This is a genomic window from Micrococcaceae bacterium Sec5.1 (genome assembly GCA_039636795.1).
Taxonomy (GTDB): domain Bacteria; phylum Actinomycetota; class Actinomycetes; order Actinomycetales; family Micrococcaceae; genus Arthrobacter.
Genome location: CP143430.1, coordinates 693,054 through 707,809 on the forward strand (window position 1 = coordinate 693,054; position 14,756 = coordinate 707,809).

At 63.9% G+C, this 14,756-nt stretch carries 10 protein-coding genes, 1 tRNA gene and 1 other RNA gene; 5 read left to right on the top strand and 7 right to left on the bottom strand.

The genetic code is table 11. The annotated features are described in order from the left end of the window. Positions 1-174: 174 nt before the first annotated feature. On the top strand, positions 175-1,296 hold the full coding sequence (locus tag VUN82_03415) for a hypothetical protein (GenBank protein XAS72923.1): 1,122 nt from the start codon (positions 175-177) through the stop codon (positions 1,294-1,296). Here VUN82_03415 and recR read toward each other — a convergent pair. From recR to ffs, 3 genes are all read right to left on the bottom strand, one after another. Beyond that, a complete protein-coding gene (recR, locus tag VUN82_03420; protein ID XAS72924.1) occupies positions 1,250-1,849 on the bottom strand; it encodes a recombination mediator RecR in 600 nt (199 codons plus the stop codon). The genes VUN82_03415 and recR overlap by 47 nt on opposite strands. 33 nt (positions 1,850-1,882) lie before the next feature. Beyond that, the gene (locus VUN82_03425) at positions 1,883-5,209 is read right to left on the bottom strand and encodes a DNA polymerase III subunit gamma and tau (GenBank protein ID XAS72925.1); all 3,327 of its coding nucleotides are present in this window, start codon (positions 5,207-5,209) and stop codon (positions 1,883-1,885) included. 34 nt (positions 5,210-5,243) lie between these two features. Next, positions 5,244-5,340: signal recognition particle sRNA small type (ffs, locus tag VUN82_03430), an RNA gene on the bottom strand. Between the two features lie 233 nt (positions 5,341-5,573). On the opposite strand from ffs, the gene VUN82_03435 reads away from it, so the two are divergent. Further along, entirely contained in the window at positions 5,574-6,137 is a 564-nt protein-coding gene (locus VUN82_03435; GenBank protein ID XAS72926.1) for a DUF3800 domain-containing protein, read from the top strand. A 151-nt stretch (positions 6,138-6,288) separates the two neighbouring features. Here the strand turns inward: VUN82_03435 and VUN82_03440 are convergent, their stop codons facing one another. Next, on the bottom strand, positions 6,289-6,612 hold the full coding sequence (locus tag VUN82_03440; GenBank protein XAS72927.1) for a hypothetical protein: 324 nt from the start codon (positions 6,610-6,612) through the stop codon (positions 6,289-6,291). Positions 6,613-6,915: 303 nt separating this feature from the next. Here VUN82_03440 and VUN82_03445 point away from each other — a divergent pair. Beyond that, positions 6,916-7,000: transfer RNA gene (locus tag VUN82_03445), tRNA-Ser, on the top strand. A gap of 43 nt (positions 7,001-7,043) precedes the next feature. Here the strand turns inward: VUN82_03445 and VUN82_03450 are convergent. Beyond that, entirely contained in the window at positions 7,044-7,973 is a 930-nt protein-coding gene (locus VUN82_03450; GenBank protein ID XAS72928.1) for a LysR substrate-binding domain-containing protein, read from the bottom strand. Positions 7,974-8,096: 123 nt separating this feature from the next. Between VUN82_03450 and VUN82_03455 the strand changes: the two genes are divergently transcribed. After that, entirely contained in the window at positions 8,097-11,558 is a 3,462-nt protein-coding gene (locus VUN82_03455) for a bifunctional proline dehydrogenase/L-glutamate gamma-semialdehyde dehydrogenase (protein ID XAS72929.1), read from the top strand. Positions 11,559-11,744: 186 nt separating this feature from the next. Here VUN82_03455 and VUN82_03460 read toward each other — a convergent pair whose 3' ends face one another. Both VUN82_03460 and VUN82_03465 read right to left on the bottom strand, forming a co-directional pair. Beyond that, on the bottom strand, positions 11,745-12,668 hold the full coding sequence (locus tag VUN82_03460; protein ID XAS72930.1) for an oxygenase MpaB family protein: 924 nt from the start codon (positions 12,666-12,668) through the stop codon (positions 11,745-11,747). A gap of 92 nt (positions 12,669-12,760) precedes the next feature. Continuing rightward, the gene (locus VUN82_03465; protein XAS72931.1) at positions 12,761-14,200 is read right to left on the bottom strand and encodes an MFS transporter; all 1,440 of its coding nucleotides are present in this window, start codon (positions 14,198-14,200) and stop codon (positions 12,761-12,763) included. Between the two features lie 96 nt (positions 14,201-14,296). Between VUN82_03465 and VUN82_03470 the strand changes: the two genes are divergently transcribed. Next, entirely contained in the window at positions 14,297-14,674 is a 378-nt protein-coding gene (locus VUN82_03470; protein XAS72932.1) for a MarR family transcriptional regulator, read from the top strand. Positions 14,675-14,756 lie beyond the last annotated feature (82 nt).

Sequence of the window (14,756 nt, forward strand, 5' to 3'; positions counted from 1 at the left end):
AACGCGGCATGCCAAACTCCAAATTCCAAATTTGAGCACGCCTGCGTAGCTTATTTGGCCAGTTTATCGCCGTGTTGTCTCACCACAGGAATTGTGACCACATGGCGGCCACACAGGCGTTTCGGCAGCAGGTCCACGGGCGTACGATCCCTTTTATGAGCATTGCGTGGTGCCATGGCCTGGGTTCCTGAGGACCCGGACGATCCCGGGCCAGCGCGCAGCGATTCGGAATACGAAGTGATCGGCGGCGGCGTCATCGACGACCGGTTTCCGCGGCGCGACGGGACCGCGGGCAGTGAACACAGGCTGAACCATCAACCTGGGATCGCTGACATCCTTGGAGCCGCTGTGCGGGAGGCCTGGGATGACTGCCGCACGTCCTTGCGATCGTGGTTCTGGTTGGCCTGCGCATGCGCCCTGATGCTCGCCTGGGCGACGGCCGCAACTGTGGTCGCCTTCGGCGAAGCCAACGGATGGTTCGAATCGAGCCTGTCAAGCGCCATCTACATTTTGATGGCCGGATTGATGGCAGTCGTTTCGGCGCTCCTCGGAGCAATGTGGGGCTTCCGTCAATTAGGGCGAACATTCTTCGGCGTGCTGTTCGCCGCATTCTTCCGCGGGGCGGTCTTCGCAGTGCCATCCGGCATCGTGCTGCTCGCGGTGGGCGTGGCCGTCGGCGGGCCGATCGCGTTGGCGGGTGCCGGCGTCGTGGTTGTTGTCCTTGAAATTGTGTTGTTTGGACTCATAGGTGCCGGTGCCCGCGCATGCTCTGGCCGAACGGCGGCAAGTGTTGCCCTGGCTGCGGCGCTGGTGGCGTTCCTGTGCCTGGGCAATGTAGCTGCCACCATTGCGCTGCTGCCCGGGACCGTCGTGATGGACCAAGCGTCAGTGCCCATCAACGTGGAGCGGGACGACAACGGACGGATCACAGCGTACGAGTGCGTTGGGCGTCTCCGCCCCGTGGAAGTGACGCATACAGAGCGGGTTGCTTGGCTGGCAGCTTCCAACCCCGTCCTGCTCTTCGGTAGCATCGCCTCGGAGGCGCTCCCCAAGGAGCATGAACTGGCATGGGTGTTGTCCGGCCTGCAGTGGGCAGCGGATGGACCGAGCCGTGATGTTCCGTGTATCGGAGGGGAATCAAGTGATCAGCTTGCGCCTCCGGTGCCCATCGCCCTCACCGGCCTCGTGATTCAGGCAGTGGTCGCTGCCTTGGTGCTCCTGCCAGGGCGCTGGTTGTCGTCACGCCGCCTTATGTCAGCGCATTCCGGCGGCCCTCAAACGCCCGGCCAAGCGTGACTTCATCGGCGTACTCAAGGTCCCCGCCCACTGGCAGGCCGGAAGCCAACCGCGTGACCGTGATCCCGATCGATTTGAGCATGCGGGCCAAATAGGTAGCCGTGGCCTCGCCCTCAAGGTTTGGATCAGTAGCGATGATGATTTCCTGGATGGCGCCATCGTTGAGGCGTGTGAGGAGTTCGCGGATCCGCAACTGCTCCGGGCCAATGCCGGCGATCGGATTGATGGCTCCACCCAGCACGTGATACCGGCCGCGGAATGATCGCGTGCGCTCGACAGCAAGAACGTCCTTGGATTCCTCAACCACGCAAATGACCGACGGATCCCGCCTCGGGTCGCGACAAATGTTGCACATTTCCTGCTCGGTGACGTTGCCGCACACAGTGCAGAACTTGACCCGTTCCTTCACCGTGGTGATGGCCGTAACGAGCCGTTTCATGTCCTCGGGATCGGCCTCAAGGATGTGGAACGCCAGGCGCTGTGCCGATTTCGGGCCCACACCGGGAAGCCGGCCGAGCTCGTCAATCAGCTCTTGAACTGCACCTTCGTACAAAATGTCCTCGTTTGTTTGGTATCAATGCTGTCATCAGCGGGGTTGCAGGGGAGAACCATCCAAGGCGCGCTCTTCGATCAGCTTTCCGCCCAGAATACGCTCCACGGCAGCCCGCCCAAAGACCCTCGATTCCTCGATCGTCTCGTCCTCCGGGCTGGGGATGTCCTCAGGTGCCGGCTCCGACCGGGCCTGGGTCCGCACGGGCGCCTGCACCCGTCCGGCTTGGGCTTCAGGACTGTTGGTCAAGCGCTGGTAAAGGCTCTGGCGACCCGAAGGACCGCTCGACGGCGCGCCTTCCTCAAGCGTCGCAACGGAGCCACTGGCGTGTTGGGTTTCCGTAGCTGTGATGGGCCATGCGGCAGGCGCTTGGGTCGCCTGGGCAGGTATGGTGCCGGGCCAGCTCGACGCCGGAGCGACGTCCCAGCCCGACGAGCCGTTTTGCTCCGCTTTGGTCAGGTGGCCATACGTCGGGGTTGCTGCGTCAGCCGTGTTCGCTGGGGCTTGCGCCGCCGTTGCTTGCGCCGCTGGGGCTTGCCTGTCGGTTGGGGCCTGCCAGTCCGGGGCTTGCGCCGCGGCGGGTTCGTAGTCGGGGTTGCTCGACACACCCGTGTCGGCCTCAACTGGAGCCTGTGGTTTGGCACCCACGTTGGAGTCGGTCCCGACCACCCACGTGCCCGGCGCTTGTTCTACTGCCCGGGACCAGGGGTCGTGGGAAGCGGTCGCTTCTGAGGTTTTGACAGCTGTAGTGACCGGCGATGCGGGGGTGTGCTCCGCAGGGGTTTGGTGGTCAGGGATTTGTTCCGATGACGTGGACTGTGCCGGACGTTCCGAGAAAGCCTGTGCCTGGGTGGTATTCGGACCGGAAAAAGCGGGTGAGGGTTCCCAATCCATCGGCGGTTCTTCGTCCAGCGGTGGTGCATCTTCGTCGAGCGGAGGACCCCAATCCTCGTCGGGGTAGGAGTAGTCTCCAGTTGGCTCCAAAGCGGCAGCAGGCGCGCGTGTCTCTGCAGTTGCAGGTGCTTGGGCGGCCGGTGCTGGCGTCTCTGGATAGGCAAGTGCTGGTGCGGCTTGCTGCGCGGGTTCTGGCGTCGTCCACTGGGCAGGTTCTGGCGCAGCACTGGGAACCATGGCTTCCCTATGCGGCGCGTCCGTTGCCGAAGCAGAAGCGGCGGGTGCCGGCGTCGTGGGTTCTTGCTGTGCCGGGGCGTGCGCATTGGCGGGGACTGCCTCCGGCCCGGCGGGAACCGGTGGGGCTGCCTGAGGGCCAGCGGGTGCCAAGCCCCAGGCAGAGTCGACCGACGAAACAGGGGTCGGGGCAGGGGCAGGCGCGGCCGGCACTGGCACGTCCGGCACCGGGACAGCTGGCGCTGTGCTTGGGGCCGGCGCTGCCGAGAGTGATGCTGATGGTGATGTCGACGGTGCTGTGGTGCCAGGTGACGCCGGAAGATCCCGGCTAGTAGGTGCTTTTGGGTTTGGCTCAGAGCTCGCTGAGCTGTTGCCGCCGGCCACTGCGACGATCTGGCAGTCGATGCCGATGGTCTTGTGGATTGCCTGGCGAAGGTTCTCGGCGTGATCCGCGCGCCCAAAGGCACCGGCGAGCCCGGCCGTGGTGAAGGCGAGTGTCAGCACCTGGCCGTCGAACTGTGCCACCTGGGCATTCGGTTCGACCAAGGCCCAGGTGCTGCGCTTGATCTTGGTCAGCGTCTGCAGGACTTCGGGCCAGGCGCGACGGAGGGCTTCGACGTCTCCACCAGCGGCTGGCGCTGGCCGGGACGCCGGGGCTGGCTGCGAAGCTGGTGCGGTCTGCGAGGCGGGTGCAGTCTGCGGAGCTGGTTGTGGCGCGGCGGGAGGGGCCGTCGCAGCGGGTTGCTTCGGCGAGGGAGCATTCTGGACAGGACGCTGTGCAGCCGTCGACTCGTCCACGGGCCAGTCGTTGGTCGAGACGCGAGGAGCGGAGAGTTGCTCCCGCGACACGGGCGTTGACGACGTGTCCGGCACGGCTACAGGCGCCTGAACTGGTGCCGGTGCTGGTGACTGAACTGGTGCAGATGCCGGAGTCGCCGTCGGTGGGACCGATACTGCTGCCGCCGGCGCTTGCGCGGGGGCAGACTGGGCAACGGGTACAACCGCGGGTGAAGAAGCCGCGGCGGAAGGCGTGCCGGAAGCGGCAGCCGGGATCCCGGCGTCGCCCGCGTAATTCAGTCGACGCTCCACGCGGTCGATCCGGGCCGCAATGCCCCGTTCTGTTTCCTCGGAGCTGGGCAGCAGGATCCGCGCGCACAGAAGTTCCAAGTGCAGGCGCGGGGAGGTGGCTCCGGTCATTTCCGTGAGCGCCGTGTTGGTGACGTCCGCGGCGCGGGAAAGCTCCGCAGCGCCCAGGTTCGTGGCCTGGTTGCGCATCCGGGCAATCTGGTCCTCGGGCACGCCACGGAGGATCGCCTGTGCGCTCTCAGGCATTGCCTGGACGATGATGAGGTCCCGGAAGCGCTCCAGGAGGTCTTCCACGAAGCGCCGGGGATCGTGCCCGGTCTGGATAACGCGGTCAACGGCGCGGAAGACAGTTGCGGAATCGGCTGCTGCGACGGCGTCCACGACGTCGTCCAGCAAGGAAGCGTGCGTGTAGCCGAGAAGCGCGACGGCGAGCTCGTAGTCCAGGCCGTTGGGTCCCGCGCCTGCCATGAGCTGATCCAGCACGGACAAGGTATCGCGGACGGAACCGCCACCGGCGCGGATAACGAGCGAAAGCACGCCCGGAGCTACGGGGACGTTCTCCTGGTGGCAGAGCAGCTCAAGGTACTTCATGAGCGGCTCGGGCGGCACCAAGCGGAATGGGTAGTGGTGGGTACGCGAGCGGATGGTGCCGATGACTTTGTCCGGCTCCGTGGTGGCAAAGATGAACTTGATGTGTTCCGGCGGCTCTTCGACGATCTTCAGGAGCGCGTTGAAGCCAGCCGACGTGACCATGTGCGCTTCGTCGATAATGAAGATCTTGTAGCGGTCCCGCACCGGGGCGAAGGTTGCGCGCTCGCGGAGATCGCGGGCGTCGTCGACGCCGCCGTGGCTGGCGGCGTCAATCTCGATGACGTCCAGGGACCCTGAGCCGCCGCGCGCGAGTTCGATGCAGCTGGGGCATTTGCCGCAGGGGGTGTCGGTGGGTCCCTCGGCGCAGTTAAGGCAACGGGCCAGAATGCGCGCGGAGGTGGTCTTGCCGCAGCCGCGGGGGCCGGAGAAGAGGTACGCGTGGTTCACGCGGTTCTTCCGCAGGGCCGTCATCAGGGGCTCGGTGACGTGTTCCTGCCCGATAACGTCCGCGAAAGAGTCCGGGCGATACCTTCGATACAGGGCAGTTGTAACAGTCACAAGTGAAACCTACCTATAGGGACTGACATTTTAAATAAGAGACCCCTCATGCACCCGCCAGAGCCCATCTACCCTTGCTACCTTCCGGTCCTGGGGGAGTTCAACAGGATGACGCCACATGAGGGGCCGTCGACAAGCTTACCTGAACTTGGTTATTGGTTCGAATCGGCACAAAGGGCTGTGGAAAACGCTCGACGGCGGCTGGTTGCGAGTTTCGGCCGCTCCTGAGCGCTTGCCTTGGACGTGTGAGAGGAATCCGTAGTTTGTCGGAGAGGTGCAATAGGATCGCCAAATCAGTCCCGCCGCGTCTGCCGATAAAGTTCATTTGCGCAAAGGGTTAGTGATCTAGCGTTAAGACGGAGGGATGGCGACGTACGCGTTCATCGACGAGTCCCTGGTAGGTCTTCGAAGCGGGAATGATGTCTACGTCCTTGGGGCGGTAGTGCTTGCTCAATGTGACTTGGAAGTCGCTCGGGAAGCCCTGCGGTCGTTGAAAAGTAAATCAGCGAAGAAGCTGCATTGGCGCGATGAGCGTGTTGATTCGCGACGCCGGCTGGTCAAGGAAATCTCCAGTCTTCCGCTAACTTGTTGCGTGGTGGTCCGATCAGAGCCCAGGGCGGACAGTCAAGAGCGGCAGCGAAGGCTCTGTTTGGAGCGGCTGTTTCACGAACTGGATCATCTTGGAGTATTGCGCGCCGTTATTGAGTCCCGAGGCAAAGCGGATGACGGGCGGGACATGAAGATGCTCCAGATCATGCGTTCGGCACGTGCAATAGGCCCCGGCATACGGATGGAACATATGGCCGGGCCGAATGAACCACTACTCTGGGCCGCGGACATCGTATGCGGTGCCGTTACGCAGCGGGAGCAGAACGTGAGCGAATATTTTGACGAGATCGCCTCCTTGGCGAACCTCCACCTGCTCTGACCAGCAATTAAAAGCGCGAAGCCCCAGGCCCTGTCATCCGGCAGGAACTCCTGAGGCTCACTTCCAAGCCCACCTCGATGGACTGGCGTCTAACCAGTATCGTTGGCGAAGGCAACCAGGTCAACAGGGATGAGCGAAAGGACCCAACTTCTCAGCGCCACCCATTCACCGGCCACGTCATGAAAGCCGGTTCCTCGTAGGGGTGCGCAGCGCGCAGAGCCAGCACAACGGCGTCGAGCACGTCCTCCTCAACCACGCACTCAACCCGGGTTTCCGGCACCTGCTCGCTGGTTCCGACGTCGCCGATGAACGGCTGCGCGCCCGGCAGGGGAGTGAAGTGGCCAGTACCCGGTGCTGTAAACGAGCAATGCGAGTAGTCGCCGATCCGGCCTGCGCCGGCGTCCCCGATTGCCTTTAGGACGGCCGAAGTGTGGGTCTCGGGAACGTAAACAACCAGGGCGTGGAGCTGCGTCATGGGAACATCCTGTCAGTAACTTCGGCTGCAAAGCAGCGCACACCATTGCATATCTGCGGGTCACAGCGGACCATGGGTATGTACACCGATTGGGGCAATCTCAAGATTGTGAGCTGCGGGGCCTGGGGGCGAGGGGCCGGACCCGGCAGCTCAACGGTGATACCGCAAGAATGGGCGCGTTGGGGGCGTCCATTTTTCCGTTAAGGAGCGGTTTTGACCGACGCACCTGGAGGCCTCGCCGGGCCGATTACACGATGCCGAAATTCTCAGGTACAGTAGTATCTGCTTTCGATTCGGAAGCAAGGAGAATTCGCCTAGCGGCCTATGGCGCACGCCTGGAACGCGTGTTGGGTTAACGCCCTCGGGGGTTCAAATCCCCCATTCTCCGCGTTTGGCCCCGGTCCCCAGGACCGGGGCCTTTTGCGTTCCTGCTACCGCGCATCCGCCTGCTGCCCTGCGTCAACTTGCTGCGCAGCGGCCACCCGCTCCAGTACTTCCCGGCACGCAAGAATCGCGGGGTGGATCCGCCCGGCCGTCCTTGTGGACGTGAAGACGGTCCGCGTTGGCAGGCTGGGGAGGTCCAGCAGTTGGACGGGGCGCGTCCGGCCCGTCCAGACGAGGTCCGGCATGAGGGCAACGGCGTTTCCGGATTCAATGAGGCGGATCTGCGCCTGAAGGTCGGCTGTTTCGTAACGGACGTCCGGTTCGAAGCCGGCGGATCGGCAGGCCTGCTCAGCCCAGTGCCGGGAGGCGGCGCCACGGGGCTCCATGACCCAGGGCATGTTAGCGGTGTCGGCCAGTGAGGCAACAAGTTCCCCGCCCAGTCCTACCGGGGGAGTGGCCAGCCGGATGGCGTCACTGGTCAGCGTTGCCCGGTCCAGCCCCGGGTGATGCGGCGCAGCGTGTCCGGGATATTGCTCGGCCACTACGATGTCGAAGTCACGTGCCCAGGTTTCGTAAAGGGCCGTCTCGGGTTCGCGCTGGGTCATTTCCACGCGCACTTCCGGATACTCCTGGCGCATGATGCTGAGGAAGTCAGGCAGCAGCGCGAGTGCGGCCGACTGGAACACTGCCAACCGGACCGTTCCTGTGACTGTGGACAGCGACGCGGCCAGTTCGGTTTCGGCGCGTTCCAGTGTCTCCAGGAGGGCGGCGGTGTGTGCAACCAGGATCTCGGCTTGAGGTGTCAGCTGCACCCGGCGGCCAGCCTTGCGAAGCAGTTCGACGCCTGCTTCCTTCTCCAGCAGGGTCAGTTGCTGGGAAACGGAAGAGGGGCTGTACTGCATGGCATCGGCCACCTCAGCGAGCGTTCCGCGGATCTTCAATTCGTGCAGCAAACGCAGCCTGCGGACGTCCAGCAAGGCGGCCTCCAAAGGATCGGGATGGGTAATGAATATTCGTCAGAAAAGATCGCTTTTCCTAACGTGATTGTAGATCCATACTGATGGAAACAAACAAACTTCTCCGTCTCAGAAGGAGCTCCAATGACCAGCACCCTCCCGGTTGCCGCCGCCCCGCGCACTCAGGATTCCGGGCAGTTCGATGCACTTGCACAGGAAGCCATCGCGTTGGTCCGCCACTGGCTTACCGAAGCCAGCAAGATTCCCGTGGACGTGTCCGCCCAGCGCCTCGCCGGCGTCTTGAAGGACCCGAATGGCCTTGACTTCACGGTCGGATTCGTCGACGGCGTCATCCGCCCCGAGGATCTGTCGGTCGCCGGCCGCAAGCTCGCCGAGCTGGCCCCAAAGGTGCCCAAGTTCCTGCCGTGGTACATGCGCAGCGCTGTCCGTGTAGGTGGCGTGATGGCTCCGATCCTCCCGCACGTGGTCATTCCGATTGCGCGCCGCGTGCTCCGCGAGATGGTGGGCCACCTGATTGTGGACGCCACGGATGCCAAGCTCGGCCCCGCCATCGCCAAGATCCGCCAGGACGGCGTGCACCTGAACGTGAACCTCCTCGGCGAGGCTGTCCTCGGTGAGCACGAAGCCCAGCGCCGCCTGGATGGCACGCTCAAGCTCCTTGCCCGGGAAGACGTTGACTACGTCTCCATCAAGGAATCCTCCACCGTGGCCCCGCACTCCCCGTGGGCCTTCGACGAAGCCGTCGATCACGTGGTGGAGAAGCTCACCCCGCTGTACCGCCTGGCCGCGTCCTTCCCCAAGCCCAAGTTCATCAACCTGGACATGGAGGAGTACAAGGACCTCAGCATGACCATTGCCGTGTTCAAGCGGATCCTGGACATGCCGGAGTTCAAGAACCTCGAGGCCGGTATCGTGCTCCAGGCGTACCTCCCGGATGCGCTCGGTGCCATGCACGAACTGCAGGAGTGGGCCGCTGCCCGCCGCGCACAGGGCGGTGCACCCATCAAGGTCCGCGTCGTCAAAGGCGCCAACCTGCCCATGGAACAGGTAGAAGCTTCCCTGCACGATTGGCCGCTGGCGACGTGGGGCAGCAAGCAGGACTCGGACACCAGCTACAAGAACGTCATCAACTACGCCCTCACCCCGGAGCACATTGACGCCGTCCGCATTGGCGTCGCGGGACATAACCTGTTCGACGTCGCATTTGCGTGGCTGCTCGCCAAGGAACGTGGCGTGATCCAGGGCATCGAGTTCGAAATGCTCCTCGGCATGGCAACCGGCCAGGCCACGGCTGTCCGCAAGGACGTCGGCAGCCTCCTGCTCTACACACCGGTGGTCCACCCGGGCGAGTTCGACGTCGCCATCGCGTACCTGATCCGCCGCCTCGAAGAAGGTGCCAGCCAGGAAAACTTCATGTCCGCAGTGTTCGAGCTCAGTGAAAACGAAGCTCTCTTCAAGCGTGAGCAGCAGCGCTTCCTGAACTCCCTGGCCAGCATGACAGACGAGGTTCCGGGCCCCAACCGCAAGCAGGACCGCCGCCTGCCAGCCGAACCGGCCCCGTTGGAGGGCTTCCGCAACACTCCGGACACGGACCCGGCACTCCCGGCAAACCGCGCCTGGGGCCGCGAGATCCTCAAGCGCATTCCCGGCTCCACCGCCGGCAACAAGATCGTGGAATCCACCAAGGTCTCCGACACCGCCCAGCTGGACCAGATCATCGCCACCGCCGTGGATCACGGCAAGGCCTGGGGCGCCCGCCCGGCAGCCGAACGCGCCGCAATCCTGCACCGCGCCGGCGACGTCCTTGAAGCCCGCCGCGCAGAACTCCTCGAGGTCATGGCTTCCGAGACCGGCAAGACCATCGACCAAGGCGACCCCGAGGTCAGCGAAGCAATCGACTTCGCGCACTACTACGCCGAGCGCGCCAAGGACCTGGAAACGGTCGACGGCGCCACCTTCGTCCCAGCCAACCTCACCGTCGTGACCCCGCCGTGGAACTTCCCGGTGGCGATCCCCGCAGGCTCGACGCTCGCAGCGCTCGCCTCAGGTTCCGCCGTCGTGATTAAGCCTGCTAAGCAGGCGCGCCGCTCCGGTTCCGTCATGGTGGATGCGCTCTGGGAGGCTGGCGTGCCACGTGAAGTCCTGGCGCTCGTGCAGCTTGAAGAGCGGGAACTCGGCACCCAGCTGGTCTCGCACCCGAGCGTCGACCGCGTCATCCTCACCGGTGGCTACGAAACCGCTGAGCTGTTCCGCTCGTTCCGGCAGGACCTGCCGCTGCTCGCGGAAACGTCGGGCAAGAACGCTATCATCGTCACCCCGAGTGCTGACCTGGATCTGGCCGCGAAGGACGTCGTGTACTCGGCCTTCGGCCACGCAGGCCAGAAGTGCTCGGCTGCATCGCTGGTGATCCTCGTGGGCTCGGTCGCGAAGAGCGCGCGTTTCCATAACCAGCTGATTGACGCAGCCCGCTCGCTGACTGTCGGCTACCCGGAGAACGCCACATCGCAGATGGGGCCGATCATCGAGCCGGCCAGCGGCAAGCTCCTGAACGCCCTGACCACTCTGGGCGAAGGCGAAAGCTGGGCGATCAAGCCTGAGCGCCTGGACGAGACAGGCCGCCTGTGGTCCCCGGGCGTCCGTTCGGGCGTCAAGCGTGGCTCCTACTTCCACCTGACTGAGTTCTTCGGCCCGGTCCTTGGCGTGATGACTGCTGAGACCCTCGAGGAAGCCATCGCCATCCAGAACGAGATCGAGTACGGCCTCACCGCTGGCCTGCACTCCCTGGACTCCGCTGAAATGGGCGTCTGGCTGGACACCATCCAGGCCGGAAACCTGTACGTCAACCGCGGCATCACCGGTGCGATCGTCCAGCGCCAGCCGTTCGGTGGCTGGAAGAAGTCGGCCGTTGGCGCCGGAACCAAGGCTGGCGGACCGAACTACCTCATTGGCCTGGGCAGCTGGCTCCCCGCCGAAGCCAAGGCCAAGCGCGGCACCGTACTTCAGGGCGCTGCCGCCCAGGTGCTTGCAGCTGCCAAGTCCGCTGACGTGACGGCCGGGGAGCTCCAGACCCTCCAGCAGTCACTCTTCAGCGACGCCGCCGCCTGGGAATCCGAATTCGGCACCCGCAAGGACGTCTCGGCGCTCTCGGCAGAGCGCAACGTTTTCCGCTACCGCCCGATCCCGGTCACGGTCCGCCTCTCCGAAGGTGAGCGGCTCGCTGAGCTGCTCCGCGTAGTGGCAGCCGGCGCAGTGGCGGGCTCGGCGCTCAAGGTGAGCTCCGCCGTCGTGCTTGAAGATGCTGTGGTGAATGTGTTCGCGAACCTGGGCGTCAGCGTCCGGATCGAGGACGACGCCGCATGGCTGGCTCGTGCAGCAAAGTTCGACGCCGGCCGGATCCGCCTGATTGGTGGCGACTTTGCCGCGCTGAGCGCAGCCATGGGTGGCCGCCCGGATGTTGCCGTCTACCACGGTGAAGTGACGCAGGCCGGCCGCATCGAGATGCTCCCGTTCCTGCGCGAGCAGGCCGTGTCCATTACGGCGCACCGCTTCGGTACCCCGAACCACCTCTCGGACCACCTGATCTAAGGCCTGGCCACGAAGGCCGGGTAGGACGGATTCGTTCCGACCTGCCCGGCCTTCGTTGTTGTCGATTGATCAGGCCCTACGTCCACCACCCACTTTGGCTGGGTTTGAGCCCGACACACCAGGAATTGCGGCGCGGTCAAATGCCTACGGATTCAAAGTGGGTGGTGGCGGTACAGGCCAGGACCATCAGGCCTCCGCATATCCCAGCCTCTGCAGCCGCCGTCGCGCTGCGAGTTCGCTTGGACCATGTGAACCAAGGGCCAGCCGGACCATGCCCAGAACAATGCGACCGGTGGTGATGGCAGGCAAGGGGATTGGACCCAGTCGCGCGGGTCGCAGGCCCAGCATGTCCCGGTACTTGGGTTCAAGGCTTGCGACGGCGGCAGCGAACAGTATCCGGTATCCCGGCAGAAGGAGTGGGCTCAAGGGCGGGCGGCGTATAAAGGCAATGGTTTCCGCCAGCCGGTCATCCGAGCGCAAGATCCCGGAGGCGTACCAGGCTTCCAGTTCCTGGCGCACCTGGGCTTCGGTGAGCGGCGGGTCCTCCACGCCCATGAGCCGGCCGGCCTGCGCCCACTCGCGGACGTAGGCATCCGGGCTGCCGGGTATCGGATGGCCCCAGATGCGGTTGGCAGTAAGGAAGGAATCCGCGTAGGTGACATGGACCCAGCGGAGCAGTTCGGGATCATTGGCGGCGTAGGGGCGGTACGCTCCGGTGCCGTCCACGTAGCTTCCCCGGACGTGCTCGTGGATTTTCCGGACACGGTACGTTGCTGCCTCAGCAGCTTCCTTGGAGCCGTACGTGACCGTGAAAATCCAGCGCACGGTACTGGCCAGCCGGCCCAGAGGATCTTCTTTGAAGCCGGAGTGCTCGTAAACACCCGCAAGCGCGCCGGGATGCAGGGACTGCATCAGCAGGACCCTGATTCCGGCGACGATAGTGGCCATGGAGCCATGCACCGCCCAGACGGCCGAGCCCGGAAGGTGATATCCGGCGTCGTTCCCTTCTGCGAGGCGCGGCACCCACTCGGGTGGCGTTCCGGCCGTTCCCGTGAAAGTGCGTTGAAGTTCGTACCTGTACTCGGTGAGGTAATTCCTCATGCATCCCATGAGACCGCTCTTCGCGGAACCTGTACAGAGCAATTTGTGTACAGCTCCTGCCCTGCGGAGGCGGTCGAAAGGGCAGGAGCCGTGCACAAAACCTAGGAGCGAATCCGGCGCCTTGACGGTGCAGCTGCCACCAGCAGCGCTGCAATGGCGACGGCGGCACTCAGGATGAGGCCCGGGCGGTACTGTTCCAGCATGGCTTGGGCGCTGACGGTTCCAGCCGCCTGTCCGTGGCCGCTCACCAAAGCGGTGGTGACTGCCAGGACCAGTGCTGCCCCCACTTGGGTGCTGGTCTGGATCAAACCGGCAGCCAGGCCTTGCTCAGAGTCCTTGATGCCCGTGGTGGCCTGGACATTGATGGACGGGAAGGCCAGAGCGAATCCGATGCCCAGCAGGATCACCGAGGGCAGGATGTCCAAGGCGTAGTTGGGCGTGGTACCCACCCGGAGGAACAGGACGTAGCCCAATCCAAGCGCCGTGAGGCCTGTGAGGATCAGTTGGGTGGCACCGAATTTCTCGATCAGCCGGTCAGCAAAAGGTGCACTCGTGGCCACCAGCAGTCCAGCGGGCAGCAGAGCCAAAGCCATGCCCAAAGGCGTCCAACCGAGCACCGACTGCAGGAACATGGTGACGATGAACTGGAAACTCAGGTAGGAACCGAAAAGCCCCACTGCACTGAGGTTGGCCCGGGCTACCCAGCCTTCCTTAAGGATGCCGAAGCGGATCAGCGGGTGCTTGACCTTGTTCTCGATCACCGCGAAGGCCGCAAGGACCGCCGCAGATACTGCGAATCCGGCGATAGTTGCCACAGATCCCCAGCCCTGCTCCGGCGCTGAAACCAGCGTATAGACGAGGCCGAGCATGCCCAGCGCGAGCGTCACGGCACCCCAGATGTCATGCCCGCTGTTTTCTGCGGACGGCTTGTCTTTCGGAATGAATTTCATGCCCAGCAGGACAACAGCGACGGCGATCGGCACGGAAACCAGGAACGTCCACCGCCAGCTCAGGCTGGTCATCAGCCCGCCGACCACCAGGCCCAACGAGAAGCCGCTGGCGCCGAACGTGGTGAAGATGGATAGAGCCTTGTTGCGCTCGCGGCCCTCGGCGAAGTTAGTGGTGATGATCGAGAAACCTGTTGGCGCGGTGAACGCTGCCGCGAGGCCCTTAACGAACCGGGTGGCGATCAGGATCGCGGGATCATCCACGAGGCCACCGAGGAGTGAGGCTGCGGCGAACACCGCCAAGGCGATGAGGAATATGCGACGGCGGCCCAGCAGGTCCGCGAGTCGGCCGCCCAGGAGCAGGAGGCTTCCGTAACCCAGGACGTAGGCGGAGACGATCCACTGGAGGGAATCGGTTCCGAGGTTGAGTTCATGTCCGATGGAAGGCAGGGCCACGCCAACCATGGAAACATCCAGCCCGTCCAGGGCGAGGACGGTGCAGACAACCATCAGCAACAGCCACTGGGCGCGCGTCCAACGTACGGCTGCAACCACGGTCTCGGCAGATCTTTGAAGGGTGGTGGGTGATGTCATGCCACCAAGCTATATGACACGTCATTGAATGACAAGGAATATGACGCAGAATATTATGACGTGGATTCTAATGGCGGAATGGACTAGGATCGGGTCATGGCAACGACGCGTGACCGCCAGCTTGTTGAGCAGTGGCGAAGCATTCAGGACTCCTACTTCCGCACCGCAGGAGCCATTGACCGCGCCTTGGAAGCCAAGTTCGATATCGGGTTGAACGAGTTCGAAATCCTGGACCTCGTGGCAGAAAGCACTGACGCCGCTTGCCGCATGAAGTCTTTGGGGGAGCGCACCCCCATGACCCAAAGCGCCGTGTCCAAGGTGGTGGACAGGCTGGAAAAAGCAGGGCTGGTCTCCCGCCAAACGTGCGCCGATGATCGTCGCTCCCTGTTTCTTGAACTCACAGAAGCCGGCCGCGCGCTGCACGAATCCGCCGCCGTGGAACACCGTGCACTGCTCAAGGAAAACCTCGGCTAAGGCGTCCTCCCCGAATCTCAAGATCCCTTGAGCAAAAACTGAGGAAACCCTGCGCTTCACTGGGGCCGGAAAGCCTTTATTT